Source organism: Rhizobium altiplani, assembly GCF_001542405.1.
GTDB classification, from domain to species: Bacteria; Pseudomonadota; Alphaproteobacteria; order Rhizobiales; family Rhizobiaceae; genus Rhizobium; species Rhizobium altiplani.
The window spans coordinates 188,366-200,862 of sequence record NZ_LNCD01000138.1 but is presented as its reverse complement, the minus strand read 5'-3'; the positions used below and the strand labels follow the sequence as shown (position 1 = coordinate 200,862).

At 56.8% G+C, this 12,497-nt stretch carries 7 protein-coding genes; 5 read left to right on the top strand and 2 right to left on the bottom strand.

Annotation, left to right across the window (positions count from 1 at the left end):
- Nucleotides 1–563 precede the first annotated feature (563 nt).
- The 3 genes from AS026_RS34215 to AS026_RS34205 all read left to right on the top strand — a co-directional run bounded on the left by AS026_RS34215 (nt 564) and on the right by AS026_RS34205 (nt 2,727).
- Nucleotides 564–836: a BON domain-containing protein gene (locus AS026_RS34215; protein ID WP_062375180.1), complete on the top strand. Its 273-nt coding sequence runs from the start codon at nt 564–566 to the stop codon at nt 834–836.
- 549 nt (nt 837–1,385) lie between these two features.
- Entirely contained in the window at nt 1,386–1,736 is a 351-nt protein-coding gene (locus AS026_RS34210) for a hypothetical protein (protein ID WP_062375177.1), read from the top strand.
- Nucleotides 1,737–2,460: 724 nt separating this feature from the next.
- Nucleotides 2,461–2,727 (top strand): GNAT family N-acetyltransferase, encoded by a 267-nt coding sequence (locus AS026_RS34205; protein WP_062375175.1) that lies wholly within the window; start codon nt 2,461–2,463, stop codon nt 2,725–2,727.
- 485 nt (nt 2,728–3,212) lie between these two features.
- Here the strand turns inward: AS026_RS34205 and yghU are convergent, their stop codons facing one another.
- The gene (gene yghU / locus AS026_RS34195; protein ID WP_062375170.1) at nt 3,213–4,103 is read right to left on the bottom strand and encodes a glutathione-dependent disulfide-bond oxidoreductase; all 891 of its coding nucleotides are present in this window, start codon (nt 4,101–4,103) and stop codon (nt 3,213–3,215) included.
- 1,998 nt (nt 4,104–6,101) lie between these two features.
- Here yghU and AS026_RS43840 point away from each other — a divergent pair.
- Entirely contained in the window at nt 6,102–7,148 is a 1,047-nt protein-coding gene (locus AS026_RS43840; RefSeq protein ID WP_245307718.1) for a glycosyltransferase, read from the top strand.
- A 518-nt stretch (nt 7,149–7,666) separates the two neighbouring features.
- Here the strand turns inward: AS026_RS43840 and AS026_RS34185 are convergent.
- Complete coding sequence (locus AS026_RS34185) at nt 7,667–9,754, bottom strand: caspase family protein (RefSeq protein ID WP_245307717.1); 2,088 nt, start codon at nt 9,752–9,754, stop codon at nt 7,667–7,669.
- 433 nt (nt 9,755–10,187) lie between these two features.
- Between AS026_RS34185 and AS026_RS34180 the strand changes: the two genes are divergently transcribed.
- Entirely contained in the window at nt 10,188–12,494 is a 2,307-nt protein-coding gene (locus AS026_RS34180; RefSeq protein ID WP_062375166.1) for a type VI secretion system Vgr family protein, read from the top strand.
- Nucleotides 12,495–12,497: the final 3 nt, after the last annotated feature.

The following is a 12,497-nucleotide window of genomic DNA, read 5'->3' as shown; positions in this document are numbered from 1 at the left end:
GGGCGCTCCCCGCAAGGGTCGAGCGCCCTGCCTGTTTTAGTCTGCATTTTCTCGGCCATGGACAGCAACATTGTCCTGGATCTCACGGCTTTAATGCATGGCGGAGATTGGCATCGACAATCGGCGAAACTTGATCTGCGCGATCAAAGTCGGCTGAGCGAAGGCTAGTCTTCCTGCTTGAGGGTCGGCCGGCCATTTAGCCTTCAGTCTATCGACGCCACTAAGCCATGGAAGCCTGCTTGCGTAGCTTTCCTAACAGTGGAAGTATTCGAGATACGACATTGAAATAAGTAACAATATTCTCTGTGATCTCTTTAACTCAGGTCATCCTTTCATTGCCGCTAAAATGAATCTCTCGACTTGGATAGACGAATGCGAACCACTCCAAGTGTGGCCCGCCACAAACGCTAGAGCATCGCCTCACTGACAACGCTCGCGTTTTCTGACTCTAAGCCTCATGGAGGTAAGCGATGGATCGTCGCCTCTCATTCAGACCTAAGTCCAACGCCCGAACTTAATGATCCTTCGACTGTTTCTTAAGGGAGCCGGAAGGAGAAAAGACGATGAAGTTCGGATCAGACAGCTTTAGCCATGAACAGCATTGCACGAGCGGTCATAGTTCGGCTGCGACTATTGCATCCGTTGAAGCGGCAATGTCCGCCGACCCCGATCTGGATAGCTCTGCCATCACGATTAAGATGCTGGGTCCTGTCATTCTGCTAGAGGGATACATCAATAACTACGCCGAGCGGGAACGCGCAACTTCAATCGCCGCGTTAATAGTCGGACCAGAAAATGTCCAGGATCGAATGCTAGGTCGCATTATTGAACACTAGGATCATCAGTGGTGGTTCTCGGTTATTTGTGATGCGCATATTTCGCAGGCCCGGAAAGTGGATGGGCGTGGGGAAGCTTCCTCTTATCGTTTCTTACGATGACGCTTTGAAAACTTGGGCGGAGCGGGTTACTGCATGGACCCGCGGCGAAGAGCCCTTTGACGCGGAACGGGTTGCCGCGCCGCATTCCCCGTCCAAAAAGGGGCGGGATGTTTACCTCTATTTCGACAACGACGTTAAAGTTCGAGCGCCATGCCGATGCGCATATGTTGGCGAAGCGTCTTGGGCTCGTGGTTGGGGCAGAAAGAAATGATGTTTCGACGGGAGCACCGAAAAGGCTTAGCGCGCTGGAGAAGCCTCGACGGGATTGGCCGCCGATAAGTAGCGCACCGTAGTCCATCCGAGGCAGGCGCAATGATTTTTCATTCTCGACCCGCTCTGGCGTGGAACAGGATTTTGGGTCAGGGGCACACATTATCACGCTCTAGCGCTTGACGTGGCCGGTGGAGTTGCCGATTCACCGTCGAACAGCACAGCAAGAGGGATCGAATGCCGCATTATCTCGTGATGCACACGTCACTTGTCGAAGCCGAAAACGAGGAGGCCGCCGCTCGGAAAGCCTTGCTGACGATCAAAGAGAGCAAGAAGATTTCCTTTTCTGTGAAGTTTGATGAGGACAGCGTGAGACGGGTCGTCGTTTCAACTGCCGATATTCCGTGCGACCTGCGGCCATTAGCGGGCGATCCTGAAAAACGAGAAGAGGAGACACCCGCCGACAGTATCGACGGAGCGCCTCCCGAGGCGTCGTTTCATGCCTTCATTGATCGAACGAAGTTCGCAATCGCATTGATACTTTTCATCTCTGGCTTGTGCCTTGGGTTGGCATACCGGGTCGCATAATGCGGTCCAGATCAGCGGGTCAGTGGAAATGGAACCCAAGCGCCAGCCTGGCGTCTGGTGACGGCCGCAGTAAGGCCGCGGCCGTAAGGGTGCGCGCATGACCCGGCTCGGTTGGCGGGCCGCCCACTGAAATTGGTTTGCATCTTGAAATGGATCTACATCCAGGCTGAAGATGTCGCCGAAAAGCCTGAAGCCATGAGGCGCCTGCGAACGTCGTGGTTTTTTAGGGATGACGGGTCGATCTCAGCCGAAGAGCATAAACACTTTGTCTCCGCTTGCATTTTAGCAGTTACTTAATCTTTATGTGTCAGATTTTCATTTGTCGCGGGTAGGTTATCGTGGCGCAACATCACATGCTAAGGGCTCGCCTCAGGTATCTCGTGGCGAGCCTCTTTGGCGTCTTAGATCATTTGTTAGCGCGCTGCGAGGTTGCCGACACGGTTTACGTCGTTCTGCTGCATCATCCCCGAAACCCTTGATCCTGTTGGCACAGGAGGTGATTGGCAGCCTCAGAGCCGAAATGATCTCCATTTCCAACTTCTTCGGTTCTTTCGATTGTTGCTGCCTGGACGAGGCTAGCGACGCTTCCGCTGGGCGTTAACGCTGGATTGTTGCTCAGTTACCCCGACGCCGACCCCTCGGTAAGTTTGATGACGACCTCGATAGGAGTGCGACGCATCGCAATCCAAAGACCGGAGATCGCTGGATCCTCGAGATCGAGGCGATGGGCGTTACGTGGTTCTGGTTCTGGGTCGAGCAGGAGTTTAGAGGATTGGGCGTTGTCACGAAGCTGATGTCCAAGGCTGTTGCGTATTTAGAAAGCCGCGGTTGCACGGGGATTGTGTTGCATTCGTCAAAAGCATATGAAGCGCTTTATCGCAGTCTTGGCTTCGAGCCGGCACATGAAATGCGAATGACATTTGGCACCGATGATCTGAATGCCGCAAACATCTCATCAGAGCGTGGAACATTGCTGCCTCATCGAGGTTGAGGAATTCGACAGCGGCCATTTTCTCGAGATGGCATCGCCCTATCTCGCAGTCAAAGCTCGTACGGTGCCGCACTGAACGGTTTGTGAAGCAGAACGTTTCTCTTTTCTCGCGCAGACAAGAGCAGGTGAAAATCTATTCATTGGCGCGCGAGCATCCGACGCTGCAACTGCTGTATGCACGATTAGACACCGGGGATGCGGCTCAGGAGCGCGGATGACACGACGACCCTCGCGAGGAGAATGGAAATGACAGAGCACGGCAACAGAAAATCCTCGAGGTCGAGCAGGCAGCAACGGCTCGATGCTTTCGAAGAAACGACGCGCTTCGCTCGCGAGAATGCGGAGGAAGAGCGCCGAAAGAGGGAAGAAAAAAGCGAGCGACTTCGAAGGGCACGGCTGGAAGCGCAGGAACAAGATCGGCAGGTTTGACGTGCGCCTGCAGCCGAAACCTTCGCAACCAACCGAGTAAGACGGTCCCTCTGCCTCTAGCCTACCTTATCCTGTGTTTGCGTTTCGAAGTCGGAGGCATCGTGTCGCTCATGGAGTTGTTCTGAAGGATCACCATTGATCCGGTTGACCATGCGGCCGCGCTTGACCGCCGGCCGGCTTGCGATCTCAGCAGTCCAGCGCTGCAGGTTCTTATAATTCTCAACATCAAGGAAGGTTGCGGAGTCGCCGTATGCCTTTCCTTGCGCGAGGTTCCCATACCAGGGCCAAATTGCGATATCCGCAATCGAGTATTCGTCGCCCGCCATGAACCGGTTGCCTTCAAGATGACGGTCCAACACGTCAAGCTGACGCTTCACCTCCATCGAAAAACGGTCAATGGCATATTTGATATGCATTGGAGCGTAGGCGTAAAAATGGCCAAAGCCGCCGCCGAGGTAGGGCGCCGAGGCCATTTGCCAGAACAGCCAATTCATCGTCTCCGTCTGTGCCTTGTGCTCCTGTGGTATCAGGGCGTCAAATTTCCTTGCCAGATAAAGAAGGATTGATCCGCTTTCGAATACCCGTGTCGGCTCAGGTGTAGATCGGTCCATCAGTGCTGGAATCTTCGAGTTTGGATTAACCTCCACAAAGCCGGAACCGAACTGGTCGCCATCGCCGATCCTAATCAGCCACGCGTCGTATTCCGCTCCGCTGCGGCCAAGCGCAAGCAGTTCCTCCAGCATGATAGTGACCTTCACGCCATTCGGAGTTGCCAGCGAGTAGAGTTGCAGGGGATGCGTTCCGACAGGCAGAAGCTTATCGTGGGTGGGGCCGGCAATGGGCCTGTTAATGTTGGCAAACTGTCCGCCGTTGCCTTTTTCCCAATGCCATACCTTTGGCAGTTCGTACCCGGGAGGGAAATTATTAGCGGAGCTATTTTCAGTCATACTAGGTCCTCTGTTGGGCAGTCATGGGCAGGCACATAGGCTTCAGTTGTTATAAAGGAACCGCGACACGAGAGTGCCGCGCCCCGGCACAGCCGTTCGCGACTGCGCTCCGGGTCGGTTTCACCGGCCCTATAGGAACGATGTTTGACGGCGTTAATCGAGAAAGCTTGTGCCCGCAAGCTCGGAGCTACTGGAATAGTTTTCTCGTCGCAAAGGATGGCGCGTGGACGTCGGTGCGAACTGCGGAGCTTGTTATTTGGCGACAGTTATTCTACTCTTCCTTGTAGGTTTTTAGCCTAAATCCCGGATTGGAGCGTCTCGCATGCTGAAGCGTGTTTCCGTCCTTTTCTCGGTCTTTTTGACGGCGTGCGTGCCGTCCTGGACGTACCCACCCTTTGCGCCAACGAATGCCCGTAACTGTCAAAGTGCGCCGCCGAGTCGAGCTGAATCTGCCGATTGGCGCCGGGCACAAAAGCTGAACACGCGTCAATCCTATCAGGCTTTCCTCGCAAAGCATCCTCGCAGTTGCTACGGCAACTTGGCGGTCGAAAAGATGAAGAAGGGGGTTCAACGGCAACCTGTTGCGGTACGGAAGTTGGACACCCAATCCGAACGGGGCTGGGGCCGCGGATCAGCCTATTAGCGCCCGTTCTGTTCTCTGCCTCACGAGACTGCGACCAGCGCGGTGGAAATATCTCGCTGCATCAGGGTATTTGAAACAGGGTTCAAGCTCATTTGAGGGTAGGGTATTCCGGGTGCAGCAAATAATCTCGGGGTTGGCTGATGCATTTTGACGTTGTTCATGCTGCCGACCCACGATTTCTTGGCGGTACGTCGAGCGCACTGAGAGCCGAGCTCAAGGCGGCGAGACAGTGGGAAGTGAGTTGTGGGCTATTGCCCATCCTCGGACAGCGCACCCGCGACTTGGGCGTCTTCGACAGTCGCACGGCCACCACAATTGAACAATCGAATACCGTCTGGCTAACAGGGTCGGAAGAGGCAACCTGCGACATTCTTCTGGCTCACCATCCTGCAGTGTTCGAACGTATGCCGAGTTCGCCGGTGCGCTTGAGACCTCGCCGCGTCGTTTGCGTGGTCCATCATCCTCTGTTCGACGGCAATCGCGTTCCGCAATATGATCTGACGGTCGTGGGACGCGTATTGGACAGGCTCTTTGGTGTGCCAGTCGCGTTCGCCCCTGTCGGGCCAAAGGTCCGGTCACAGTTCAACAGTATTGGGACGGAAAGTCCTCCGCTTCTTCGACACGATTTATATAATATGGTCGACGCCGCTGAATGGGCGTCGCCGGAGCGATCAGCTCCGGCAGGTATCGTGAATCTGGGACGCCACACGAGGGGAGACCCGGCGAAATGGCCCAGTTCTGCAGATGACCTGCGCGCTGCTTACCCCGACGCACCCAATTTCGCCATCAACGTGTTGGGCGGTGTCCCAGAGCCAATCCAGCCGTGGATCGGCTCGAACTGGCAGATCAGTCCATTCGCGCAAAACAGCGTCCCAGACTTTCTCAGACGCCTTGATTTCTATGTCTATTTTCACAGCCGGCAATGGGTGGAAGCCTTCGGAGTATGTATCGCAGAAGCAATGGCCAGCGGCTTGGTGACAGTGCTTGACCCTTCATTTGAAAGCCTGTTCGAAGATGGCGCGGTCTACTGCAATATTGCAGAAACGCGAAGCGTCATCGAGCGCCTCATTGCCTCTCCTTCGACCTATCTCCAACAATCAAATGCCGCCAAGGAGCTCGTCCGAAGGAAATTTGCGATCGATCGATATCCGCAACGCATGGCACGCCTCTATGATGATCTTGAGCTTCGCAGGGCTTCTTGGCTGGAAAACAGCCGGACTGTGGGCAGCGGTTGTTCGCCTGGCAAGACTGCCGAAAGTGTGACGCCTGAATCCGCCCCGCGACGTATAGGCAAGAAGCGCCGAGTGCTTCTTGTCGCGACAAACGGCATCGGGCTCGGTCATATCACACGACTGATGGCGATCGCAGAGCGGCTGCCCGACGATATTGATCCGATATTCTTTACTCGATCGGCAGGATCCGCGTTGGCCCATGCGCGAGGTCACGCTGTTGACTACACGCCTTCCGGTTTGGCAATCGGCGTAACGGATGAAAGTTGGAACAGGGCTTATGCGCAGGAGCTGGTGACGGCGGTCGAGGCGTTTGATCCCTCGGCGGTGGTGTTTGATGGAAACAGGCCGTTTCCAGGGTTAATTGCCGTTGCCGAATGCCGACGCGATCTCGCCTGGATCTGGATCCGGCGTGCGTTGTGGCGTCTTTCCCACAATTTCGAGCCGGGCGTCCAGGACATATTCGACATGGTGATCGAACCAGGCGAATTTGCTCATGACGAAGACCATGGTCCGACCCGTGATATGCCCGGGGCAGTTGCTGTTCCCCCTGTGCTTCTGTTGGATCCCGGTTCGGGCCTGCCCAGGAGAGCAGCTGCCGCCAAGCTTGGCGTCAACCCGGACCGGTTCACGGTTGCTGTACAACTGGGCTCGCAACGCAATTTCGACCTGGAGGATCTCCCCAGTCTCATCTTCGCCGATCTGGCCAGACGGAATGTGCAGACGGTACAGGTTCTCAATCCGTTGGCGCCACCTCCAAAGCAGGAATGGCCGAGCGTTTTGCGCACAAGCGTTTACCCATTGGCTGAGTGCGCCAGCGCGATCGATCTTCTTATCACCACCGCGGGGTACAACAGCTTCCATGAGAGCATCCTGGGAGGGATCCCCTCGATCTTCGTGCCCAACCAGGCGCCGGAAATGGACGATCAGCATCTTCGCGCCGTTTATGCCCAAACTGCGGGCCTGGGTCTTTGCTTACGGTACTCGGAGTCGGATCGTGTGGCGACAACGCTCGACCTGGCGCTATCAGATGCCTTCCGCACCGAGGTTCACCGGCGTCTGGGGCGCCTGAATTTCGTTAATGGAGCCGCCATGGCCGCGAAAGCGGTCGAGCAGCTTGTCTTCAGCATCCGCGCTGACCGTCCCTTGCATGCCGCGATTGCTCGCATGTGAGCTCATGGAAACATCGGCCCCGAGCTGATCGGCGAGAAACTCCTCGATGGACGATGAGATCGTGATTTCACTGGCGATATCCCATTTCGCAATGATCAATGACCAGCGCCTGCGCGAGTATCTGCTATAGATTTCGGGGGACAGTGATGGCAGGTGGCTGCGGGTTGGGACAAATTCCAAAGGGGCAGAACTTGCAGCGGTCAGGTCGGGACGCAGTTCTGACAGAACGATAACTGGAAATTCGCCATTGGCCCTGCAAGCTTCGACGGCAGTGTCAAGAATCTCGGCGAGATTAGCGGGCATCGCACCGAGGACGGAAATAAGGCTTCTGGGTTTGGCTTCGTCAACCGGGTCTCGCAGGACGTAGTGAAGACTGTCCCCGGCGGCGGGGTCGACAATCCTGGCGGCGCTCTTCGACCTCCCGAAACGCAAGAGCCGGCCAATTCTTTCGACAATCCAGCGCAATGCCATCCCCGCGTTCCGTGCAATTATGCCACTATGACCCTACCACCGTGCTCTCAAAGCCCATTCTGCTGAACGAAGAGTTCGACATCTTTCTCGATTTCCTCTCGTGAAGCAGCGTCCAGCTTCTCGCCCACCGAGGTCTTTGTCTGTTCCGCCTCTTCGACTTTGAAACGCGTGGCGAGTGTCGCGTTGAAATATGCCTTCCTCAAATCTGGCTTTCCGCGGGCAAAGCTGCCCGCAGCGTAACCCTTGGCGAGCTCAAGATAGGCGTCCTCGAAGCCTCGGCGTGCCGACAGTTCCAGCAGGGAAAGTGCGCGATTGGCATCGGGACGAACTTTGCCCTCGCCTTTGACGAGAATGCGCGCTGCATAGAGAGGCGCGTACTGGTTACCCATTTCCGTCGCGCGGATCATCAGATCAAAGCCCCGTTTGACATCCTTCTCGACGCCCAGGCCACCGACATAGGCGCGGCCCAGATTGGTCATGGCGTCGATCTGGCCGGCATCTGCCGCCGCGGCATAAAGCCTTGTCGCCTCGACATCATCCTTCTTCACTCCGGTGCCGCGCCGGAAGCTGTCACCGAGCGCAGTGATTGCATTCGACCAGCCGCTGGATGCCGCTAATCTGTACCACAGGATTCCCTCTTCGGGATTCTGTGGGACGCCTTGACCGCGTATGTAAGCGGTTCCTACATTCGTCCTCGCTCTAAGATTTCCGAGTGGTGCCGCCTGCATGTAGAAATCGAGAGCCCGCTTGTAGTCGACCTCGCGGCCTACGCCGGCACGGGCCATGTATCCGAGATTGACGAGTGCAGCGCTGTATTGCTGCGTGGCGGCAAGTTGGTAGAAATGTTCGGCCCAGTCATAGCGCTTGGCTATTTCGAGGACGCGGGCCAACTGGAACTGCAGGCGCGGATTGTTGGGGTCCGCCGCCAGCGCGTAGCCGCAGGAGCGCAGCCCGTCGCGGATGTTCACCAGTCCGTTCGTAACGCCCGGTACCACACGTTGAGGATCGTTGGGATCGGCTGCGTACAGGTCGCAATCTGTAACGAGAGACTTCATGCCGCTTTGTGTGTCAGGCATCTTGCGCGGCCAGATCCGAAAAGTCTCGCTCACGGCGCGCTCGCCTGCCTGCTGAAAGACAAACTCCGCCCCCGCCGCTGCATTGGCCTCATTGGAGGGTGGTGGCTCGGTTGAAATCGGGGTGGCGGCAAGTGCGCCGCTGACGAACAGACCACGCTGCTGCAACTCGGCAACCTCAAGACTGCTGCGTTTGACCGCCTCCGCTGCTAGCGTGCTGTTCGGAAACGCTTTAGCAAAACGTTCGAAATCCGTTGGGTCCGCGCTGTCTTGAATGAAATACCAGAGAACCTGATCGATTGTCAGTGCCCCGTCACCGCCCGCAACCACGGGCGCCGGTTTCTCGCTGCCTGCCGGCTTCAGGACGAATTTGGTTTCGATCGATCCCGTGATCCACGGAATCTGCGATCCGTTGGTGGCGAGACGCACGTCCCCCCGCACTGTTCTGAACGTGTCGTAGATGTCGAGGCCCGGCTGCTGAAGTGCATTGGCGAGCGCCAAAGAATAAGGGCTGTTTGCGCCTGTGCCGTCATAGGCGACTTCGCCGGCGCCGGTAGCGAAGGCAATGAGAACCTGACCGGCGCCGGCCTCCATGTTGGCGAGGCCCTGTTGCAGTCCTTTTTCGGTGGTGAGCGGGTTGTTGCGGCAAGCGTCCAGAATGATCAGTTTGACGCCGACTGGATCGTTCTTGACGATGTCTATGAGGTCATTGAGGGCGATGGCGTCATCGATAACCTCCTTGGCAGACCCCGTCCGTACATCGACGGGTAGCAGCAAGCTTCGTCCCTCGTGCTGGAGCGCGTGTCCCGCATAATAGAGAATGGCAAGATCGGCACCGATCAGGTGGCTGCGGATTGCATTCTCGAGATCGCCGACGGCGGCTTTCTTGACGTCGTAGAAGAGCAGGACATCGAAACCAAGCTCGGTGAGGGTTGCGGCGATCAGCTTGGAATCGTTTTTTGGATTCGATAAAGGCGCAAATTCGTATTCGCCGTTCCCGACCACGATAGCGGCTTTACGCTCCGCATGGGCCATCTGCGAGAACGCCGTTAAAAACAGCATCAACAGCGGGATCAAAAAAATCCATTGCGGCCGAAGGCACGAACTTCTTTGCGTCATGGCAGGTAAGCCCAGATTGTTGACTTCGTTGTCCTGATGAACGGCAAGAATACAGCGTCCATAGTAATGCAATTTTTGCGGCTTCGCCTAGGGAAAAGGATTGGGGCTGAAAGAGTGGCTTTATTGCGGGACTACGCATGTCTGACCGGATCCATGGAGGCACAAAGCGCTCCACCCAACTCCGATCCCTGCAAAAGCCTGGGTGATGATGGCCGATCGGTACCATCACGTGACCCGTAAAAACCCAATCGGCGTCAGTACTTCGTCCGGAGAGTATGAACCTCGGCAACGCCGATGCGGCTTTCGAGGTGGCGGGTCTATGTGCTAGGCTCACGATACAGGAATGCCGGCGTCACGAGACAGGGGCACTCTCCGAATGGCTGAAGAACGCAAGACAACCGTCAAGACGCCGCTTGGGCCCGCGACGCTGACATTTACGCACCTCATTGGCCATGACGAGATAAGCCGGTGTTTTGCCTTCACCGTCGGTTTCGTCAGCTCCGACGAAAACGTCGACGCGCTCAAACTGCTTGGAAAGCCAATTTCGGTTGAGGGCGAGGCCGGAGATCCCAAGCGGTGGTTCAGCGGCCTCGTTTCAGACTTCCGCCTGACGCGGATCGAGGAAGGCTTTGCTTATTACGAGGCGGAGCTGCGGCCGTGGCTCTGGCTACTCGCCAACACCACTGACTGCCGTATCTTTCAGAACATGAGTGTTGTGGAAATCGTCGAGCAGATATTCTCGAAATATAAGCCGGCGAAGTTTGAAAAGCGGCTGCAAGGGTCCTATGAGGCGAGGGAATACTGCGTGCAGTATGACGAATCCGACCTGGACTTCGTGCAGCGCCTGCTCGAGCACGAAGGCATCATGTATTTTTTCGAGTACGGCGACGGAGAGCACACACTCATTCTCGCCGACGCCATGAACAAGCTGAAGCCGGCGCCGGGCTATGCGACGGTCAAGTTCCGCGCGGAAGGCGACCCGGTGCGGCGGGACCAGGAATATATCACGCAATGGGTGGCAACCAGTTCCGTTCACCCGGGCGCCTACGCCCATACGGACTATGATTTCACCAAGCCGGGCGCCGACCTCATGGCGCAGTCGACACAGCCCTTTTCTCATGCAGAATCACAGGGAGAGCACTACCGCCATCCAGGTGCCCATTTGAATGTGGGCCGCGGCGACGCTGTGGCCTTGGTAAGACGCGAGGAAATACAGGCGGCGCATCAGCGTATCACCGCCGCCGGTACTGTGCGGGGCCTGGCTTCAGGCTGCACCTTCAAACTGGAAAACTTCCGGCGCGAGGACCAGAACACGGAGCATGTTGTCCTGCGCGCCGAATATCGCCTGTTCGACCCCGGTTACCGCCCGGCTGGTTATGCAGGGGAGGAAACCTTCCACGCAGCACTTCAGGTCGCTCCGACCTCCATCATCTACCGGCCGCAGCGTATCACGCCTCGTCCAATCATGCGGGGGCCGCAAACCGCGACGGTGGTCGGTCCTTCAGGGGAGGAAATCTTCACCGACAAGTATGCGCGGGTGAAGGTGCAGTTTCACTGGGATCGTATCGGCAAAAAGGACCAGAACAGTTCCTGCTTCGTACGGGTTTCGCAAACCTGGGGCGGAGCCGGGTGGGGCTTCATCCAGATCCCGCGTATCGGCCAGGAAGTGATCGTGGACTTCCTCGAGGGGGATCCTGACCGGCCAATTATCACCGGCAGGGTTTATAACGGCAAGGAGATGCCCCCTTACGAGCTGCCGGGAAATGCCACCCAATCGGGGTTGAAGACGAATTCGTCGCCGGGCGGCGGCGGTTGGAACGAAATGCGCTTCGAGGATAAGGCCGGATCGGAAGAGGTTTATTTCCAGGCGCAGAAGGACCACAACCTGCTGATCAAGAACGACCGCGGCAAGTTGGTCCAGCACGACCAGTCCGACCGCATCGACAACAATGCAAAGCATTCCGTCGGCGTGAACCTCGATGAGGACGTCGGCAACAACAAGACGACAAAGGTGGGCGTCGATCGCACGGTCAATATCGGTTCCAACGACACCGAGACGGTGGGCATCAATCGCTCACTTACCGTTGGCGCAGACGAGACGATCGGCATCGGCGCGAACTCCACCGAGACGATCGGCTCCAACCACACGCAAACGGTCGGCATCGTCCAGACGGTCGTCGTGGGTGCGGCGCGGATCGATACGGTCGGGGCCGCAGAGACCAGAACGGTGGGAGCCGCTCAGATGAACACCATCGGCGCGACCAGGTCGGTAAGCGTCGCTATCAGCCAAAGCCATGACATCGGAACTTCCGACAGCTGGGATGTCGGCACTGACCAGAGCATCGGCATTGGCGGTGGACAGACAAGCCAGATCGCCAAGACACGCACCGCGAAGATCGGGGAGGACGATGCTACGGAGATCAGCGGTGCCCGCGTTGTGAAAGTTGCGAAGGGCAGCGCGCTCGAGGTCGGTGAGGACGGGCTGATCAAGATCGGAAAAGATCTGCTGATTGACGCCGGTGACTCAGTCGTCATCAAGTGCGGCTCTGCGGCCATTTCAATGAAAAAGGATGGCACGATTACGATCGAAGGCAAGGATATTTCTGTCAACGCCAAAGGCAAGTTCAATGGCAAGGCTTCAAGCGAAGTCACGTGGAAAGGCAGTAAGATCACTCACAATTGAGGG